General features: G+C 63.6%; 10 protein-coding genes and 1 pseudogene. 5 read left to right on the forward strand and 6 right to left on the reverse strand.

What is annotated here, in order from left to right; translation table 11 throughout:
* Positions 1-8: 8 nt before the first annotated feature.
* The 6 genes and pseudogenes from bpln_RS20870 to bpln_RS20900 form a co-directional block, all read right to left on the reverse strand.
* Entirely contained in the window at positions 9-1,154 is a 1,146-nt protein-coding gene (locus bpln_RS20870) for a DUF2827 domain-containing protein (protein ID WP_055139864.1), read from the reverse strand.
* The gene (locus bpln_RS38445; protein WP_476695659.1) at positions 1,151-11,593 is read right to left on the reverse strand and encodes a YadA-like family protein; all 10,443 of its coding nucleotides are present in this window, start codon (positions 11,591-11,593) and stop codon (positions 1,151-1,153) included. The genes bpln_RS20870 and bpln_RS38445 overlap by 4 nt, the downstream gene beginning before the upstream one ends.
* A 330-nt stretch (positions 11,594-11,923) precedes the next feature.
* A pseudogene (locus bpln_RS38300) lies at positions 11,924-12,001 on the reverse strand (ESPR domain-containing protein); the annotation flags it as partial.
* Between the two features lie 861 nt (positions 12,002-12,862).
* Positions 12,863-13,762 (reverse strand): hypothetical protein, encoded by a 900-nt coding sequence (locus bpln_RS20890; RefSeq protein WP_055141158.1) that lies wholly within the window; start codon positions 13,760-13,762, stop codon positions 12,863-12,865.
* Between the two features lie 111 nt (positions 13,763-13,873).
* Positions 13,874-14,089 carry a hypothetical protein gene (locus bpln_RS20895; RefSeq protein ID WP_042627252.1) on the reverse strand — a complete coding sequence of 72 codons (216 nt, stop codon included), beginning with the start codon at positions 14,087-14,089 and terminating at the stop codon, positions 13,874-13,876.
* Between the two features lie 310 nt (positions 14,090-14,399).
* Positions 14,400-15,050, reverse strand: coding sequence for an NADPH-dependent FMN reductase (locus tag bpln_RS20900; RefSeq protein ID WP_042627253.1), 651 nt, complete (start codon positions 15,048-15,050; stop codon positions 14,400-14,402).
* A 289-nt stretch (positions 15,051-15,339) separates the two neighbouring features.
* Between bpln_RS20900 and bpln_RS36765 the strand changes: the two genes are divergently transcribed.
* The 5 genes from bpln_RS36765 (at position 15,340) to bpln_RS20920 (ending at position 20,111) form a co-directional block, all read left to right on the forward strand.
* Entirely contained in the window at positions 15,340-15,591 is a 252-nt protein-coding gene (locus tag bpln_RS36765; protein ID WP_158512052.1) for a hypothetical protein, read from the forward strand.
* 265 nt (positions 15,592-15,856) lie between these two features.
* The gene (locus bpln_RS20905) at positions 15,857-17,026 is read left to right on the forward strand and encodes a quaternary amine ABC transporter ATP-binding protein (protein WP_055139866.1); all 1,170 of its coding nucleotides are present in this window, start codon (positions 15,857-15,859) and stop codon (positions 17,024-17,026) included.
* The gene (gene choW / locus bpln_RS20910; protein ID WP_042627255.1) at positions 17,019-17,912 is read left to right on the forward strand and encodes a choline ABC transporter permease subunit; all 894 of its coding nucleotides are present in this window, start codon (positions 17,019-17,021) and stop codon (positions 17,910-17,912) included. Before bpln_RS20905 ends, choW begins: the two co-directional genes overlap by 8 nt.
* Positions 17,913-18,020: 108 nt before the next feature.
* Positions 18,021-19,025: a GlxA family transcriptional regulator gene (locus bpln_RS20915; protein ID WP_123863691.1), complete on the forward strand. Its 1,005-nt coding sequence runs from the start codon at positions 18,021-18,023 to the stop codon at positions 19,023-19,025.
* 135 nt (positions 19,026-19,160) lie between these two features.
* Entirely contained in the window at positions 19,161-20,111 is a 951-nt protein-coding gene (locus bpln_RS20920; protein WP_055139867.1) for a choline ABC transporter substrate-binding protein, read from the forward strand.
* Positions 20,112-20,151 lie beyond the last annotated feature (40 nt).

The raw sequence follows: 20,151 nt of genomic DNA on the forward strand, positions 1-20,151 counted from the left end.
GAAATCGGTCAGGCAAACAGGCGCTCGACGTAGGCGTCGAGGTTCGCCGGATTATCGATCGAGACACGCCGCAGCATCGCGTCCGCCTTCTCGCGGTAGCCGGCCAGATTCGCGTCGTGTTCGCGCCACGCTTCCAGCAGCACGCGGCCGCCCGTGGCCGAATCGAATTCCGGGTAGTAGTAGCCGGCGTCGCCGAGCATCGGCGAATTGTGGATCAGCGGATAGCCGCCGTAGAGCGCGTCGTAGTAGAGGTAGTTCTGCGGGTTCTCCCACTGGTGCGAGATCACCGCGTCCACGTGCTGCGAGAGGAACGACGGCACCTCCACGCGCGGCTCGAAGGTGGCCTTGTGGTGGCGCACCAGGTCGAGGCTGTTCGCGAAGTGCAGGAAGGTGCGATGGTCCTTCATGTGCATCGTGTTGACCACGTACAGGTGCTGCACCGAGGCCGGCTCCGCGCGATAGCATTCCTCGGCCACCAGCATCGGGTAATGGCAGCTCTTGACCACCGAGATGTTCGGTTCGAGGATCGCCAGCCGCCACGCGCCGCGGCCCGGCTGGTAGCCGAAGCGGATGCCTTGGCCGGCGAGCGCCGCGATGCGCCGGTCGATGAAGCGCGGCGACCAGATGTGCGGCATCGAATGGACCGGCACGCGCATCAGCGTGCGCAGTAGCGGCTTGGCCGTCTTGTCGTCCTTCGGCAGCATCCAGACTTCGTCGTAGGGGCCGCCGTTGAAGATGTGGCCCGAGGGCTGGTTGAAGATCGGCGTTTCGCAAAGGCCCGCGTAGACGTTGCCGACGAAGCACATGATCAGCTTCTTGCCGAGCGTCTTCATGTAGCGCAGCCAGTCCACCGGCAGCTGCGCGCCCATTTCGATCACCACGTCGAGCTCGTGCGAGACGTCGCGCGGATTCACCAGCGCGATGTCCAGATCGGCGAAATCGAGGCCGGCGGGGATCTGCTGCGCGTCCCCGCCGTTCAGGAAGACGATCCGGGCGATGCGTCCGGACTGTTTGAGCATCATCGCGAGGAACGCGATGTTCTGATGGATGCCGTTTTCCCAGATCGCCTGGCCGTCCCTCGCGAACAGCGAGATCCCGACGGTCAGGCGTCTGTCATTGCCATGGCGTGGCGTGGCATGAGAAGTATCGATCACCAGCTGTATCCATATCCGACACCATACGTCTTGTTTTGGCCCGAGACGCCGATGCCCAGTTTCAGAATGCCGTTGGTTGTCACGTGCGCGCTTGCGCCGAATGCCATGCCCGATTGGCCCGCGAACCGCGCGACGCCGACCGCGACGTTGATCGTCTTGCCCGGTTCGACCTGCGGCAGCATCGTCAGCGCGGTGGCTGCGGCGATCCCCTGGCGCGCCATCGTGTCCGTCTGCTGCAGGGCTTGCTGGGTCTGCGTGAGTTGCGTACCCAGCGTGTTGATCTGGCTCTGCTGGCCGGCGAACGATTGTGACATAGAAGTCGACAGCGCACTCAACTGGTTGACGTTGACCGCGTCCGTGCCTTCCGTGCCCGGCGCCACGTTGGTGACCTGGCGCTGCTGCGTCGAGCTGCCCACCGACACCACGTTCGAGCGCCCGTCGTCGGTCGAGCCCTGGCCGAGCGCGACCGAGTTCGAGCCGGCCGTGACCGCCGGCGCCTGGGCGCCCGGCTTCGACATGTCCGCCGCGTAGCCGCCCGAGCTGAGCGAGCGCGTGGTGTTGTTGTCGGCTGCGGAAGACAGCGAGGCCACCGCGGTGCTGACCGTGCCGAGCCCCGAGGACAGCGAGGCCACCGAGGTGTTGGTCGACGACAGGCTGGTGGACAGCGAGCCGAGGCCGGACGAGGTGGAGGTCGACAGCGACGCCACGCTGCTGCTCGTCGTGGAGAGGCCGGTGGACAGCGAGCCGGTGGTCGTCGAGGTCGAGGTGGACAGCGACGCCACGCTGCTGGTGGTGGCCGAGGCGCCCGTGGACAGCGAGCCGACCGCCGTCGAGGTGGACGACGACAGCGAACTCATCGCCGTGGACGTCGAGGTGGACAGCGAGGCCACCGAGCTCGACATGGAGTTTGCCGCGTTGTTGATGCTGGTGGACAGCGAGGCCACCGCCGCGTTGGTCTGGAACAGCTGGCTGCCGTTCACCGCGTCGGTGCTCGTTGCGGAGACGCGGCCCGCCGCGAGGCCCGTCAACTGGCGCTCGAGGCCCGGGCCGCCGATGTTGAACGTGCCGACCGGGTTGTTGCCCGCGAAGCTGCCGAACGTCATGCCGCCGACCGTGGCCGAACCCACCGGCGTGGCCACGGTGGCGACCGAGCCGCTGCCGATCGCGATCGAGTTGTCGATGTTGGCGACCGCGTTCGGGCCGATCGCGACGCTGTCCACCCCGGTGGCGATCGAATCGAGGCCCGCCGAATTGGTGTGGAAGTACCTGGCGCCGCTCGAGTTGATGCTGTCGAGCGCGGCGCCGACGTTGTCGACGTTCGCCGTGGTGCCGTTCGCCTTGTAGGTCGTGTAGCTCGGCGGTGTGATCGTGCCGGTGGCCGGATCGTAGGTCGCGCCGCCGCCGAGCGCGGCCGCCATGCCGTTGCCGACCTTGCCCGACGAGTTCGCGATCGAGCTGACCGAGGTGGACAGCGAGCTGACGCTGGACGACGTGGACGTGGACAGCGACGTCAGGTTGCTGTTCGTCGTCACCAGGCCGGTGGAGAGCGAGCCGGTGATGGTGGAAAGCGACGAGATGCTGCTGGTGGTAGTCGACAGGCCGGTGGAGAGCGAGGCGACGTTGCTGTTGGTGGTGGCCAGGCCGGTGGACAGGGAGCCGACGCTGGTGGAAGTCGAGGACGACAGCGAGCTGACGTTGCTGTTCGTGGTCGAGAGGCCGGTGGATAGCGAACCGACGCTACTGGTGGTGGTGCTCAGTCCGCTCGACAGCGACGCGACGTTGCTGTTGGTCGACGACAGTCCGGTGGACAGTGAGCCGACACTGCTGGTGGTGGTGCTCAGGCCACTCGAGAGCGAAGTGACGCTGCTGTTCGTGGTCGAAAGACCGGTAGACAGCGATCCAACGCTGGTCGAAGTCGAGGACGACAGGGACGAAATGTTGCTGTTCGTCGTGGACAGACCCGATGAGAGGGATCCCACGCTACTGTTGGTGGCGCTCAGTCCGCTCGACAGCGAGGAGACATTGCTGTTGGTCGAAGACAATCCAGTGGACAGTGAGCCGACACTGCTGTTGGTGGTGCTCAGTCCGGTGGACAGCGAAGACACGTTGCTATTTGTCGTGGACAGCCCGGTCGATACCGACGACGACAACGAGCCGACATTGCTGTCGGTAGTGCTGAGGCCTGACGACAACGACGACACGTTGCTGTTGGTTGTCGAGAGTCCAGTGGACAGCGAACCCGTTGCGGTGGAGAGCGACGAGACGCTGCTGTTGGTGGTGCTGAGGCCGGACGACAGCGACGACACGTTGCTGTTTGTCGAAGACAGACCCGTGGACAGCGAGCCAACGCTGCTGTTGGTCGTGCTCAATCCGCTCGACAGCGACGTGACGCTGCTATTCGTGGTCGAAAGACCGGTAGACAGCGATCCGACAGTGGTCGAAGTCGAGGACGACAGCGACGAGATATTGCTGTTCGTCGTAGACAATCCGGTCGATACCGACGACGACAACGAGCCGACGCTGCTATTGGTCGTGCTGAGGCCTGACGACAACGACGACACGTTGCTGTTCGTGGTCGAGAGGCCAGTGGATAGCGAACCGACGCTACTGTTGGTGGCGCTCAGTCCGCTCGAAAGCGACGTGACGCTGCTATTCGTGGTCGAAAGACCGGTAGATAGCGATCCGACGCTGGTCGAAGTCGAGGACGACAGAGACGAAACGTTGCTGTTCGTCGTGGACAGACCCGATGAGAGGGATCCCACGCTACTGTTGGTGGTACTCAGCCCGGTGGACAGCGAAGACACGTTGCTATTTGTCGTGGATAGCCCGGTCGATACCGACGACGACAACGAGCCGACATTGCTGTCGGTAGTGCTGAGGCCCGACGACAACGACGAAACGTTGCTGTTCGTGGACGAGAGGCCAGTGGACAGAGAACCGACGCTACTGTTGGTGGTGCTCAATCCGCTCGACAGCGACGTGACACTGCTATTCGTGGTCGAAAGACCGGTAGACAGCGATTCAACGCTGGTCGAAGTCGAGGACGACAAAGACGAGACGTTGCTATTGGTGCTTGAAAGCCCCGTAGACAATGAACCGACGCTACTGTTCGCGGTGCTGAGGCCGGACGACAGCGACGTGACATTGCTGTTGGTCGAAGACAGTCCGGTCGACAGCGAGCCAACACTGCTGTTGGTGGTACTCAAACCACTCGACAGCGAGGTGACGCTGCTACTCGTGGTCGAAAGACCGGTGGACAGAGATTCAACGCTGGTGGAAGTCGAGGACGACAGTGAACCAACGCTGCTGTTGGTGCTGCTGAGGCCAGAGGACAGCGACGAGACGTTGCTGTTTGTTGTCGAAAGCCCAGTCGACAACGATCCGACGCTGCTATTGGTCGTGCTGAGGCCTGAGGATAGCGACGACACATTGCTGTTGGTCGTCGAGAGTCCAGTCGACAGCGAATCCGTGGCGGTAGAGAGCGACGAGACGTTACTGTTGGTAGTGCTGAGGCCACTCGACAGCGAAGTGACGTTGCTGTTGGTGGTCGAGAGGCCGGTGGACAGCGAGCCGACGTTACTGTTGGTCGTACTGAGACCGGACGATAGCGACGAGACATTGCTGTTGGTCGTGGACAGGCCGGTGGACACCGACGATGACAGCGAACCGACACTGCTGTTGGTGGTGCTCAAGCCGCTCGACAGTGAAGAAACGTTGCTATTGGCCGTCGAAAGGCCGGTGGACAACGAGCCAACACTGGTCGACGTCGAAGACGACAGCGATGAGACATTGCTGTTGGCCGTCGACAATCCGGACGACACCGACGAGGATAGCGAACCGACATTGCTGTTTGTGGTCGATAGGCCCGTCGACAGGGATCCAACGCTGCTATTGGTGGTGCTCAACCCGCTCGACAACGAAGTGACGTTGCTGTTCGTGGTCGAGAGGCCGGTAGACAACGAGCCAACGCTGCTGTTGGTCGTGCTCAGCCCGCTCGACAGCGACGTAACGTTGCTGTTGGCCGTCGAAAGGCCAGTGGACAACGAGCCAACACTGGTCGATGTCGAAGACGACAACGACGAAACATTGCTGTTCGTTGTTGATAGGCCAGTAGAGAGTGAACCAACATTGCTGTTGGTGGTCGAGAGCCCTGTGGACAGCGAGCCAAGATTGCTGTTGGTGGTGCTCAGCCCGCTGGATAGCGACGAGACATTGCTGTTGGTCGTCGACAAGCCGGTGGACACCGACGAAGACAGCGAGGTGACGTTGCTGTTGGTCGTCGAGAGTCCGGTGGAAAGCGACCCGACGCTGGTCGAAGTTGACGACGACAGCGACGAGACGTTGCTATTGGTAGTGCTTAGCCCGCTGGAAAGAGACGACACATTGCTGTTGGTCGTCGACAAGCCGGTGGACACTGACGAAGACAGCGAAGTGACGTTGCTGTTTGTGGTGCTCAGACCGGACGACAGCGACGAAACATTGCTATTGGTCGTGGACAGTCCCGTCGACACGGAAGAGGACAGCGAGCCGACATTGCTATTGGTCGTGCTCAGGCCGCTCGACAATGATGTGACATTGCTGTTCGTGGTGGACAGCCCGGTGGACAGGGAGCCAACGCTGGTTGACGTCGATGACGACAGCGAAGAGACGTTGCTATTAGTCGTCGAGAGGCCGGTGGACAACGAACCGACGCTCGTAGAAGTTGATGACGACAGCGATGTGATGTTGCTATTCGCCGTGGAAAGACCGGTGGATAGCGAACCCACGCTGGTCGAGGTCGAGGACGACAGCGACGAGACGTTGCTGTTGGTGGTGCTCAACCCCGACGACAAGGACGAGACGTTGCTGTTGGTTGTCGAGAGCCCCGTCGACAGCGAGTCGACGTTGCTATTGGTTGTGCTGAGACCCGAGGACAGCGACGTGACGTTGCTATTTGTGGAACTGAGTCCACTGGACAGCGAGGCGACACTGCTGTTGGTCGTACTCAGTCCCGACGACAGCGACGAGACGTTGCTATTCGTCGTCGAAAGCCCGGAGGAAAGCGAGGCGACGCTGGTCGAAGCGGAGGACGAGAGCGACGAGACGTTGCTGTTCGTGGTCGAGAGCCCCGTGGACAGCGAACCGACGCTGGTCGAAGTCGAGGACGATAGCGACGAGACCGTGCTGTTGGTGGAACTGAGGCCGGTTGAAAGTGATCCGATACCTGTCGAGAGCGAGCCGACGCCTGTCGACAGGGAGCCAATGCTTGTCGAAAGCGAGCTGATGCCGGTCGATGCCGAGGACGACAGCGAAGTGACATTGCTGTTTGTTGTCGAAAGCCCGGTGGACAATGAACCCACGCTGGTTGAGGTCGACGAGGACAACGATGAGACGTTGCTATTGGTCGTACTCAATCCCGACGACAGCGACGAGACATTGCTGTTGGTCGTCGATAGTCCGGTCGAGAGCGATCCGACGCTGGTCGAGGTCGAGGACGACAATGACGAGACGTTGCTGTTCGTGGTCGAGAGCCCGGTGGACAGCGAACCGACGCTGGTCGAAGTCGAGGACGATAGCGACGAGACCGTGCTGTTGGTGGAACTGAGGCCGGTTGAAAGTGAGCCGATACCTGTCGAGAGTGAGCCGACGCCTGTCGACAAGGAGCCGATGCTTGTCGAGAGCGAGCTGATGCCGGTCGATGCCGAGGACGACAGCGAAGTAACATTGCTGTTTGTTGTCGAAAGCCCGCTGGACAATGAATCCACGCTGGTCGAAGTCGAGGACGACAGCGACGTGATCGTGCTGTTGGTGGAACTGAGGCCGGTCGACAGTGAACCGATGCCGGTCGACGTGGAAGACGACAACGATGTGACGTTGCTATTGGTCGTCGCGAGCCCGGTGGACAGCGATCCGACGCTGGTCGAGGTCGAGGACGAGAGCGACGAGACATTGCTGTTGGTGGTGCTCAGCCCTGACGACAAAGACGAGACATTACTGTTCGTCGTGGAAAGACCCGTGGAGAGCGAGCCCACACTAGTCGAGGTCGAAGAGGACAGCGACGAGACATTGCTGTTCGTAGTGCTGAGCCCGCTCGACAGCGACGTGACGCCAGACGACAAGGACGAAACAGAGCTAGTTGTTGATGAGAGCCCGGACGAGAGCGAAGAAACGCTGCTGTTTGTCGAGGAAAGTCCTGCCGACAGTGACGTCACGCTGCTGTTTGTGGTTGATAGTCCAGTGGACAGCGAGCCGATGCCGGTCGATGTTGATGAAGACAGCGACGCGACGTTGCTGTTCGTGCTGGCTAGGCCGGTAGACAGGGATCCGACACTTGTCGACGTCGATGTGGACAGCGACGAGACATTGCTGTTGGTCGTCGACAACCCGGTCGATACCGAAGAAGACAGCGACGTGACGTTGCTGTTGGTCGTCGAGAGTCCAGTGGAAAGCGAGCCAACGCTGGTCGAGGTCGAAGACGACAGCGACGAGACGTTGCTGTTGGTCGTCGACAGGCCAGTCGACACCGAAGAAGATAGCGAAGTGACGTTGCTGTTCGTTGTCGAGAGTCCAGTGGAAAGCGAGCCAACGCTGGTCGAAGTCGAAGAGGACAGCGACGAGATATTGCTGTTGGTCGTCGACAGGCCAGTCGACACCGAAGAAGACAGCGAAGCGACGTTGCTGTTCGTTGTCGAGAGTCCAGTGGAAAGCGAGCCAACGCTGGTCGAGGTCGAAGACGACAGCGACGAGACGTTGCTGTTGGTCGTCGACAGGCCAGTCGATACTGAAGAAGACAGCGAAGTGACGTTGCTGTTCGTGGTGGCCAGGCCAGTGGAAAGCGAGCCAACGCTGGTCGAAGTCGACGAAGACAGCGACGAGACGTTGCTATTGGTGGTGCTAAGCCCGCTGGATAGCGACGTAACGCCGGACGATAGTGACGAAATCGAACTGGTCGTCGTGGAGAGCCCTGACGACAGTGAAGACACGTTGCTGTTTGTAGTCGAAAGGCCAGTGGAGAGCGAGCCGACGCTGGTCGAAGCCGACGTTGATAGCGACGAGACGTTGCTGTTGGCGGTGCTGAGTCCGGTCGACAACGATGCGGCACTGGTGGAAAGCGAACCAATACTGGTTGATGTCGACGAGGAAAGCGATGCGACATTGCTGTTCGTTGACGAAAGTCCAGACGACAACGATGTCACGTTGCTGTTAACGGTCGACAGCCCCGTGGAAAGTGACCCGACGCTGGTTGAAGTCGAAGACGACAGCGAGCCGACGCTGCTATTCGTAGTCGACAGGCCGGACGAGAGCGAGGTCACCGAGCTGCTCGCGGTCGAGAGCCCGGTGGAGAGCGAACCCACACTGGTCGAAGTCGACGACGACAGCGAACCGACGCTGCTGTTGGTGGTCGACAGGCCGGACGAAAGCGAAGTCACCGAACTGCTCGTGGTCGACAAGCCGGTGGACAGCGACGCCACGCTGGTCGAGGTGGACGACGACAGCGAAGAGACGTTGCTATTGGTCGTGCTGAGTCCACTGGACAGCGATGCGGCGCCAGTCGACAGGGACGAAATGGAACTGCTCGTCGTGGAGATGCCGGAAGACAGCGACGCCACGTTACTGTTGGTCGTCGAGAGTCCGGTGGAGAGCGATCCCACGCTGGTTGAAGTCGACGACGACAGCGATGAGACATTACTGTTGGTGGTCGACAAGCCGCTGGAAATCGAGGTCACGCCAGTCGAAAGCGACGAAACAGTGCTGTTGGTGGTCGAAAGTCCAGTTGAGAGTGAGCCGACACTGCTGTTCGTCGTCGACAAGCCGGTCGAAATCGAACCGACGCTTGTCGAAGCCGAAGACGAGAGTGAGGAGACGTTGCTATTGGTCGTGCTGAGTCCACTGGACAGTGACGCAGCACCAGTCGACAGCGACGAAATGGAACTGCTCGTCGTGGAGATGCCGGAGGAAAGCGACGCCACGTTGCTATTGGTAGTCGACAGTCCGGTGGAAAGCGACCCGACGCTCGTCGAAGTTGACGACGAGAGTGAAGAGACATTGCTATTGGTCGTACTGAGGCCGCTCGACAACGATGTCACGCCAGACGACAGCGACGAAATGGAGCTGGTCGTCGTGGAGATGCCGGAGGAAAGCGACGCCACGTTGCTATTGGTAGTCGACAGTCCGGTGGACAGCGACCCGACGCTCGTTGAAGTCGACGACGACAGCGAACCGACGCTGCTATTGGTGGTCGACAGGCCGGACGAAAGCGAGGTCACCGAGCTGCTCGTGGTCGAAAGTCCGGTGGACAGTGATCCCACGCTGGTCGAGGTCGACGATGATAGCGAAAAGACGTTGCTATTGGTCGTGCTGAGTCCACTGGACAGCGATGCGGCGCCAGTCGACAACGACGAAATGGAACTGCTCGTCGTGGAGATGCCGGAAGACAGCGACGCCACGTTACTGTTGGTCGTCGAGAGTCCGGTGGAGAGCGAACCCACGCTGGTTGAAGTCGACGACGACAGCGAGCCGACGCTGCTGTTCGTAGTCGACAGGCCGGACGAGAGCGAGGTCACCGAACTGCTCGCGGTCGAGAGTCCGGTGGAAAGCGATCCCACACTGGTCGAAGTCGACGACGACAGCGATGAGACATTACTGTTGGTGGTCGACAAGCCACTGGAAATCGAGGTTACGCCAGTCGAAAGCGACGAAACAGTGCTGTTGGTGGTCGAAAGTCCAGTTGAGAGTGAGCCGACGCTGCTGTTCGTCGTCGACAAGCCGGTCGAAATCGAACCGACGCTGCTGTTGGTGGTCGACAGGCCGGACGAAAGCGAGGTCACCGAGCTGCTCGTGGTCGACAAGCCGGTGGACAGTGATCCCACGCTGGTCGAGGTCGACGATGATAGCGACAAGACATTGCTATTGGTCGTGCTGAGTCCACTGGACAGCGATGCGGCGCCAGTCGACAGGGACGAAATGGAACTGCTCGTCGTGGAGATGCCGGAAGACAGCGATGCCACGTTGCTGTTGGTCGTCGAGAGTCCGGTAGAGAGCGAACCCACACTGGCCGAAGTCGACGACGACAGCGATGAAACATTACTGTTGGTGGTCGACAAGCCACTGGAAATCGAGGTCACGCCAGTCGAAAGCGACGAAACAGTGCTGTTGGTGGACGACAGTCCCGACGAGAGCGAGCTTACCGAACTGCTCGCGGTTGCCAGGCCGGTGGAGAGCGAGCCGACGCTGGTCGAGGTCGATGACGATAGCGACGAGACGTTGCTATTGGTCGTCGACAGGCCACTGGAAATCGACGTTACACCAGTCGAAAGCGACGAAACGGTACTGTTGGTAGTCGACAGCCCGGTTGAAAGCGAGCCGACGCTTGTCGAAGCCGAAGACGAGAGTGAGGAGACGTTGCTATTGGTCGTGCTGAGTCCACTGGACAGCGATGCAGCACCAGTCGACAGCGACGAAATGGAACTGCTCGTCGTGGAGATGCCGGAGGAAAGCGACGCCACGTTGCTGTTGGTCGTCGACAAACCCGTGGAAAGCGAGCCAACGCTGGTCGAAGCCGATGTCGACAGCGACGAAACATTGCTGTTGGTCGTGCTGAGCCCGCTGGACAGCGACGTGGCGCCTGTCGACAGCGAAGCCACCGAACTATTGGTCGTGCTCAGCCCACTCGAAATCGAAGTCACCCCGGTCGACAGCGAAGCCACCGTACTACTGGTCGTCGACAACCCCGTAGACAACGACCCCACACTCGTCGAAGTGGAAGACGACAACGAAGCCACATTGCTGTTCGCGGTGCTCAACCCGCTCGAAATCGAAGTCACCCCCGTCGAGAGCGACGCCACCGAACTATTGGCGGTCGACAGCCCGGTGGAAATCGACGTCACGCGGCTGTTGGCGGTCGACAGGCCGCTCGAGGTGGCCGTCGACAGGCTCGTGATCGAACTCGTGGTGGTGCTCAGGCCGGTGCTGAGCTGCGAGACCGTCACGGCGTCGGTGCCGGCCGAGCCGTCGGCGACGTTGGTGATGCGGCGCAGCGTGGACGCCGAGCCGACCGATACCTCGGAGCCCGGCGCGGCCTGGTCGGTCAGGAAGCCGGTGGTGGTGGGCGCGGTGGCGGCGGTGGTGCTGCCGGCGCCGAGCGCGACGCTGTTGGCGTATTGCGCGCTGGCGTTCGGGCCGACGGCCGTTGCGAACGATGCCGAGGCCGTCGCGCCGGCGCCGGCCGCGAGCGACGAGGTTGCCGTGGCCACCGAGAAGCGCCCGATCGCGACCGAGGTGGCGCCGGACGCGGTGGCACCGCCGGTGCCCGAACTGTCGCCGCCGCCGATGGCGATGGAACTGGTGCCGGTCGCGCGCGTGTCGTTGCCGAGCGCGCTGGCGCCCAGGCCGGTCGCGCCGGAACCGGAGCCGAGCGCGACGGCGCTCGAGGCGGTGGCGAACGAATTGTGACCGAACACGGTCGAGTAGATGCCGGTGGCGGTCGCGCCGTTGCCGAGCGCCATCGAGGTCGTGCCGGTGGCCGTCGATCCGTAGCCGAGCGTGATCGAGGCGGCGCCGGTCGAGGTCGAATTCGATCCGATGGCGATCGTGCCGGTGCCGGTGGCAATCGTGTTGCTGGGCGTATACACGCCCAGCACGGCCGCGTTGCCGCCGATGGCGATCGCGGAAGTGCTGGTGGTCGCGCCACCGCCGGTCGCGTATTGCGCCTCCACCACGTTGTTGCCGGCACCCGCCACCAGCACCGCGGTCGTCACCGCCTTGGCCACTGCCGATTTATTCGGCTTGCCCTTCGCTGAATCGATTTCCGACGCGGCCACCCACGCGCCGAGAGATTCATTCCAGATCGATCGGTAGTTACGATTCATGATGGCGGTTCTCCACGGGGCCGCGCGCACGCCATGAAATCATTGGCGCTTGTCCATGATGTGCGGGGAAATCGGTCAATGGCGCAGATCTTATTGGAGGCAGCTAATATCTAATGAAAACAACTGCAAACTGAAAGTTCACAACTGCAAACCATTGTGTTGGATCGCGGTTTGGCAGGGTGTTAAATTTGTTCAACTTCTCCACCTGACGCTTGCTGGCAAGCACGCAGATACCATTGGTGCGACTTGAGAAGGCGTGCTATGTGTTGATATAAAAGGATTTTATCAGTACTTTACAAATTTGTTACATGTGAGGTGGCGCGGCGGGATTTGACAAATAGTCAATTTTCGACGTGATGGCGTGGTTGCTGGATTTGTAAAAATGATAAATACGGTTTCGTGGCTTTCCGATTAATCGTGGAATCGGAAACTATTTTATTGTCAATTTAATTAATGTGAACGGATTGCCGTAAATCGACAATTGGGGAGCGGTTGAAATGGAATTTGGTGCCTGATTCGAGGTTGGATGCAGTCGAAATTTCCGGGTAAGCCGATGCCGAAGACGGCGATATTTCCGGATGGTCGATGAAATTATCGGGAAAACCCGGCATGAATTCCCGGCGGCGCCGTCGTCCTCCGGCGGCCTTGATTCGCGGCCGGCGCCGCCGCCGGGATGCATGAAGGGGGACGATCGATATCCGCCGCCGCACGCGGGGTGCAAGGCCGCCGACGTAGGAGAGGAGCGCTCGGCGTCACGCCTTGTGGCGGTTCGGAATCAGGGTGCGGTGTCCGCGCCGGGAACCCGGCGCCGGCGTGAAGCGGGCAGCGTGCGAGGCATGCCGCGCCGCTTCGCGGTGGCGGTCACTTCCGGATGAACTTCAGCGCGAGCCGCGCCATGCGCGGCACGAACTTCGGGCGCAGCAGGCGCGGATCGTAGCCGGCCATGCGCCGTTCGTTTTCGGCGAGGCACAGCTCGATCAGGTCGCGTGGCTTCAGCGAGTTGCTCACGGTGGCGGCGGCGTTGGCCGGAAAGTTCGCGTCGTGGGCCACGCCGTCGGGGTCGATGCCGCGCGCGATGCCGATGCGATCGCGAATCAGCGTGATCCAGATGGCGGCGACGCGCAGGAAGAACCACGGCCGCTTCCACCACGGCAGGTTGCGCCAGTACCACGCGTACCAGTTCACGAAGAACAGGATGTGACGGCCTTCCTCCTGGATCACCGGCTCGAAGGTATCGACGAGTGCCTCGGGGAAGAAGCCGGACTGCTGGGCCGAGCGGAACAAGCCGAACGCGAAGAAGCTGTCGATGCACTCGCTGAAGCCGGTCAGCACCCAGGCCCATTCGGGATCGGCGGGCGGCGGGTAGGGCGGCTCTGCCGCCAGCTCGATGCCGTAGGTGGCGACCAGCTTCGACAGCACGACCTTGTGGCGCGCCTCTTCCTCGCCGTCCATGGTCAGTGCGGCGCGCAGCAGCGGATCGTCGAGGGTGGCCGCGAAGGTGGCGACGCGGATCGATGCGCGGCCTTCGGTCTGCACCGCGATGTCCCAGATCGGCAGCGAGGTGAGCCGCTTCAGTTCGGCCGCGGACAGCGGCGGCCAGTCGATGACGGCGGGCTTGTAAGGGTTGTGGGTGTCGAGCAGCATCCGGCAGAACATCTGCTTGTGGGCTTCCGAGCCCAGGCGGATCGGGCCGGCGCTGTCATGCGCCCAGTTACGCATGGCGTGGTCGGCCGCCTGCTCGTGCTGTAGCGTGTCGGACATGAGAATCGTCTTGCTGTCTGGCTTGAAATCATGATCGGCCCATTGTTGCATAGGCAGTCGATTTCGGTATTTTTCGGGCCAGGTCGATCGTTCCCGTCCGGCACGGGTTGTTCAGCTGTGGTCATCGATCCAGATGCGTCCCCAGCGCGAGGCGTAGGCGAGCGCGTGCGCTTCGTCGAAGAAGAAGTCGATCGCGTCGAACGAATAGGCGCGGGGCGGCCCGGCCGTCGTCCTCTCGATCGTCAGGTTCGCGGCGAATAGCCCGTTCGGCTGCCGGGCGGCCGCGGGCGCCATTTCGTAGCCTTTGTAGCGGATCGGACGAATCATTGCGTGTGAAGGAAAACGTGGAGTTCGCAGCGTAAGCGCGCCGGCCGCGCGGCGGAACCAATCTTTCCGGCGAAGCATATGCGCGGCGATCGGCGAATGCATATCGCGCAAGCAGGCGGCGCAAACGATGCGGCCGGCGCAATCGAGGCGGCTGCACGCGTTCGGTACGGAGGCAAGGGGATCGCGCGGGGGGGCAAGGTCGCCAGGCAGATCGGCGTGGGCCGCGAGCCGGCGCGAACGGGCGAAAGCGATGAGGCAGCCGGGCGCGAAAACCGCACCCGGCCCGGTGATTCAATGGTTCAGCGGCGGCTCAGTTCGACGCGAACTTCAGCACCGGCGCGAAGTCGCCGCCAGCGGCCACGGCGGTGGCGGCCCGGTGCGAGGCGAACGCGAGCGCGAATTCGGCCGCCTGCGCGCCGACCGTTTCCAGCTGGCCGGCCACCTTGGTGTCGGTGCAGGTGTCGGCGGTTTCGAAGCGCGTTTCGAGCGTGTTGACGGTGGCGCCGAACGGCGTGGGCCAGCCGCGCAGCGCGTGGACGATCGAGCGCAGCGAGGTCAGCACGGTGCCGGCGGCCTGCCAGCCGTAGGCCGTGACGATGCAGCCGACGGCACGGCCGTCGAGGTAGGGGCGCGGGTCGGCGCGCAGTTCCTCCAGCGTGTCGAGCGCGTTCTTGACGAGGCCGGACACGCCGCCGTGGTAGCCGGGCGTCGCGATGATCACGGCATCGGCGTCGCGCACGGCCTCGATCAGCTCGATCTGCGCGGCGCTGAGGCTGTTGTGTTCCGGCGCGTAGTGCGGCAGCGAATGCAGGAACGGGCCGTCGAACAGCCGGGTGCGTGCCCCGGCGGCCTGGGCACCGCGCAGCGCGAAGTTCAGCGCGCGCTCGGTGGACGAGGCCGCGCGGGTCGTCCCGCCGATACCGACGATGAACGGCCGGCGATGTTGGTCGAATGCAGTCAAGATGCGCTCCCGGGGATGCGGTGCCTGATCTCCAGGCTCGAACTGGCATGGTAACGAGGCCGAAGCGGGGCGGGAAACGACTTTTCGTTCTATCGATATGCCCGCCGGCGAGGCAAGCGGCGCCGGGCCGGCGCCGGCAGCCCGGCGGCCGCGGGCGCGTCGCACAGGTTGGGCCCGCCCCCCGGCCGTATCGGCGGAGCCTGTCGATGGAATCGCGTCGCGTCTTTTCGTTACGGAGGCGGGGCGCGTTCGCGCCTCGTCACCAGCCGGTGATCGATCGGTAATCCTCATGAAACAAGCGGACATGTGCGTGCGCAACGATATCGCCGGCATGCCGGCGGCCTGCTCGCGCGGCGGTGCATCGCGCCGCCCGATGCCGGTGCGACCGGGTTGCACCTCGCTTCACGCCCGGCATCGCAACGGCATCGCAACGGCATCGCAACGGCATCGAACGATCGTGCGCCGAACGCCCGCATGCCCGCATCGGCGAACGGACATGATCTTGTCGAATTGCGACTTCGCGTTTTGTGGTTTTCCGTAGCGTGGCAGCGCCGCATCACGCGTTGACGCGGCGCATGATCCGGCACCGAAAGTCGCGCCGGCCGCAAGCTTTGGCGTGATGCGCTGCCGCAACGGCCCTGCCGGCGGCGGTCGGGCCGCGCCGGTGCTGGCGGAGCAGGACAAATGCCGGTGTCGTATTTGCGCAAGCGTCTGTCGGAATTCGTCGGCCCATGGCAGTTTTTTCTGGCAACCATTGAGGCACGCTCTGATGGTGTGAGCCCCTGCTACACGAGGAGAAGGTTTCGATGGATGCCCCCAAGGTCGTAGTCGAAGGTCTGTGCAAGGTTTTTGGAAACAACCCGAAGCAGGCGCTCGACTTGCTCGCAGCCGGGTCGACGAAGGATGAGATTTTCAGGCGCACCGGCCAGGTGGTCGGCGTACACGACGTGTCGTTCGAGGTGCAGGAAGGCGAGATCTTCGTGCTGATGGGCCTGTCCGGTTCGGGCAAGTCCACGTTGATCCGCCTCGTGAACCGGCTGGTCGAGCCGACCGCCGGCAAGGTGCTGATCGACGGCCGCGACGTGGCCGCCGTGCGCCGCGCGGAGCTGACGGCGCTGCGCCGCACCGACATGAGCATGGTGTTCCAGTCGTTCGCGTTGATGCCGCAGCGCACGGTGCTGTCGAACGCCGCGTTCGGCCTGGAAGTGGCCGGCGTGGGCCGCAAGGACCGCGAGCGCCGCGCGATGGACGTGCTCGAGCAGGTGGGCCTCGCCGCGTTTGCGAAGAAGCTGCCGTCGGAGCTGTCGGGCGGCATGCAGCAGCGCGTCGGGCTGGCCCGCGCGCTGGCCGTGAACCCGTCGCTGATGATCATGGACGAGGCGTTCTCGGCGCTCGATCCGTTGAAGCGCAAGGAAATGCAGAACGTGCTGCTGCAACTGCAGAAGGAGCAGCGCCGCACCATCATGTTCGTCTCGCACGACCTGGAGGAAGCGCTGCGCATCGGCACGCGCATCGCGATCATGGAAGGCGGCCGGCTGGTGCAGGTGGGCACGCCGCAGGACATCATCGCGAACCCGGCCGACGACTACGTGCGCGCGTTCTTCGAGGGCATCGACACGAGTCGCTACCTGACGGCGGGCGACCTGATGCAGACGGGCGCGGTGCCCACCATGTCGCGCCTGGACGCGGCCAACGTCGCGGCCACGCTGAACGGCAGCGCCGAATATGCATTCGTGCTCGACGAGTCGCGCAAGATCCGCGGCTTCGTCACGCGCGAGGCGATCGGCGCGAGCGCACCGAGCGTGCGCCACGTCGAATGCATTCCTCACGACGCCACGCTCGATCACGTGGTCGAGCGTGTCGTCGCGAGCCCGAATGCGCTGCCCGTCGTCGACGGCGACGGCTGTTACTGCGGCTCCGTCGATCGGGCCGTGCTCCTGAAGGCCATTACGCGTTCGCGAGGCTCCCATGTCTGAACTGATTCCGCTCGGAAGCTGGGTCGACCAGTCGGTCCGTTACCTGCTCGACCACGACGCGAAAACCTTCGACGCGATCGGCCGGGCGATCGAAAGCCTCGCCGCGCTGGTCGAGCACGGCCTGCAGGCGATCCCGATGTGGCTGCTGATGGCGATCTTCATCGGCATCGGGCTATGGCGCGTGGGCTGGCGCTTCGCGATCTTCACGACGCTGTCGATGCTGCTGATCTTCGCCACCGGCTTCTGGGACCAGACGGTGGTCACGCTCGGCCTGACGCTGTCGTCCACCATCATCAGCCTCGTGCTCGGCATTCCGCTCGGCGTGTGGGCGGCCAAGAGCAAGTGGGTGTCCACCATCGTGCGGCCGATCCTCGACCTGATGCAGACCATGCCGGCGTTCGTCTACCTGATTCCGGCCGCGATGCTGTTCGGCCTCGGCCGCGTGCCGGGGATCCTCTCCACGGTGATCTTCGCGATGCCGCCGGCGGTGCGCCTGACGAGCCTCGGCATCCGCCACGTCAACCGCGAGATCGTCGAGGCGGGCCAGGCGTTCGGCTGCACGCCGTGGCAGCTGCTCTACAAGGTGCAGTTCCCGAACGCGCTGCCGTCGATCATGCAGGGCGTGAACCAGACCATCATGATGGCGCTGTCGATGGTGATCATTGCCTCGATGGTGGGCGCGGGCGGCCTCGGCAACGACGTGCTGGCCAGCATCCAGCGGCTGGACATCGGCCTCGGTTTCGAGAGCGGGCTGTCGGTGGTGCTGCTCGCGATCATCCTCGACCGCATCACGGAAAGCTTCGGTCGCGCTCCCGGTGCCGCGCGTGCGCCGCTGTTCTCGGGCTTCCGTCAGCTGTTCGGCGGCAAGGCCGCCGTGCAGGCCTGAGCCTGCCGCCCGGGTTCGCCTGAGCCGTTTCGTTCCTGTTGCCGGTGCCGGCGGCCATCCGTCGCCGGCACCGGCTTCGTGCAACCTGCTCATGTCGGGAGAGCGATCGTGAGTAGCCTCGCAGTCGAGCCCGCGCCCGCCGCCCGAGCGGCGGCCGCGCCGCCGCTCGCGCATTTCGGATTCCTGACGCTGCCGCATTTCTCGATGATCGCGTTCACCAGCGCGGTCGAGGTGCTGCGGATGGCGAACTACGTCGGCCGCGCCGAGCATTACCGCTGGTCGATCCATTCGCTCGACGGCGGCCCCGTGCAGGCGAGCAACGGTATCGCGGTGCGGCCCACCGAGCCGCTCGATCCCGACGGCCCGCTGCCCGACGTGATGATCGTCTGCGGCGGGATCCGGATTCGCGACGTGGTGGACGCGCGCACGCGCGAGGCGCTGGCGGCGCTGGCCGCGCGCGGGGTGCCGCTCGGCGGGATCTGCACCGGCGCCTACGCGCTGATGTCGGCCGGCCTGCTCGACGGCTATCGCTGCACGGTCCACTGGGAGAATCTTTCGGTGCTGCATGCGGAATTCCCGCGGGTGGCCTTCGCCGACGAGCTGTTCGTGGTCGATCGCGACCGGCTCACCTGTACCGGCGGCACCGCGCCGCTCGACCTGATGCTGAACCTGGTGGGCGCGCGGCTCGGCCAGTCGCTGGCCGCGCAGGTCTCCGAGCAGTTCATCCTCGAACGGATCCGCGGCGCGAGTGATCCGCAGCCGATCCCGGTCGACGCGCGCGTCGGCTTCTCACGCGCGGAACTGGTCGAGGTGGTGCGGCTGATGGAGGCCAACATCGAGGAACCGCTCTCGCTCGACGAACTCGCGCGGCTCGTGCGGCTCTCGCAGCGGCACCTGCAGCGCATGTTCAAGATCTACCTGAACGTTTCGCCCACCCACTATTACCTGACGCTCAGGCTCAAGCGCGCGCGCGACCTGCTGCGCACCACCGACGCGTCGATCGCGCGCGTGACGACCGTCTGCGGCTTCCACTCGCCGTGTCATTTCAGCAAGGCGTACCGCGCGCAGTTCGGCCACGCGCCGAGCTACGAGCGCCGCACGCCGGGGCGCTGAAACCCGGGCATCGAATCGGGCGAGGGAAACCGGCCCGCGCGAAGCCGGCCGTCGATGCCGGCACCGGGCCGCGCCGCTCCGTGCCGAACCCTGTCTTGTCCTGTGTATTGAACCCAGCTGAGAGGAGAGAAGAACATGAAACGATTCCTGATCACGGCGGCCTGCGGGCTCGGGATGGCCGTGACGCCCTGGACGGCCGCGCGCGCGGCCGACCCGCAGGCCTGCAAGACGGTGCGCTTCGCCGACGTCGGCTGGAGCGACATCGCGGCCACCACCGGGCTCGCCTCGACGATGCTGGCCGGGCTCGGCTATACGCCGACCAAGACCATCGCCTCGGTGCCGATCACGTTCGCGGGAATCAGGAGCAAGCAGATCGACGTGTTCCTCGGCTACTGGTCGCCGACCATGGACCCGATCATCGCGCCGTTCACCAAGGCAGGCACGATCAAGGTGCTCGCCACGCCGAACCTGACCGGCGCGAAGTACACGCTGGCGGTGCCCGACTACGTCTACCAGGGCGGCCTGAAGTCGTTCGCCGACATCCAGAAGTACGCCGACAGGCTCGATGGCAAGATCTACGGCATCGAGCCCGGCAACGACGGCAACGCGCTGATCCGCAAGATGATCGACGGCAACCAGTACGGGCTCGGCAAGTTCAAGCTGGTGGAGTCGAGCGAGGCGGGCATGCTGGTGGAGGTGAGCCGCGCGATCCGCAACAAGCAGTGGATCGTGTTCCTCGGCTGGGAACCGCATCCGATGAACGTGCAGTTCAAGATGGACTACCTGACGGGCGGCGACGACGTGTTCGGCCCGAACTTCGGCGAAGCGCGCGTGCTGACGGCCACGCCGCCCGACTACGCGGCGCGCTGCCCGAACGTGGCGAAGTTCGTGTCGAACCTGCAGTTCAGCACCGAGATCGAGAACCACGTGATGGTGCCGATCATGAACAAGGAGGATCCGAACAAGGCCGCGAACGCATGGCTGAAGGCGAACCCGCAGGTGCTCGACAAGTGGCTGGCCGGCGTGACGACGTTCGACGGCAAGCCGGGGCTGCCGGCCGTGAAGCAGTATCTGAGCGCGCATTGAGCGCGGGCCGGCGCGTCGCCCGAGGCGCGCCGGTGCGGGG

Origin of the sequence: Burkholderia plantarii (assembly GCF_001411805.1) — a bacterium.
Lineage (GTDB): Bacteria > Pseudomonadota > Gammaproteobacteria > Burkholderiales > Burkholderiaceae > Burkholderia > Burkholderia plantarii.

Excerpts from the sequence above, each read along its gene's own strand:
- bpln_RS20920 (WP_055139867.1), top strand. The coding sequence starts at position 19,161 with ATGAAACGATTCCTGATCACGGCGGCCTGCGGGCTCGGGATGGCCGTG.
- bpln_RS20895 (WP_042627252.1), bottom strand. The coding sequence starts at position 14,089 with ATGATTCGTCCGATCCGCTACAAAGGCTACGAAATGGCGCCCGCGGCC.
- bpln_RS36765 (WP_158512052.1), top strand. The coding sequence starts at position 15,340 with ATGAAACAAGCGGACATGTGCGTGCGCAACGATATCGCCGGCATGCCG.
- bpln_RS20905 (WP_055139866.1), top strand. The coding sequence starts at position 15,857 with ATGGATGCCCCCAAGGTCGTAGTCGAAGGTCTGTGCAAGGTTTTTGGA.
- bpln_RS20890 (WP_055141158.1), bottom strand. The coding sequence starts at position 13,762 with ATGTCCGACACGCTACAGCACGAGCAGGCGGCCGACCACGCCATGCGT.
- choW (WP_042627255.1), top strand. The coding sequence starts at position 17,019 with ATGTCTGAACTGATTCCGCTCGGAAGCTGGGTCGACCAGTCGGTCCGT.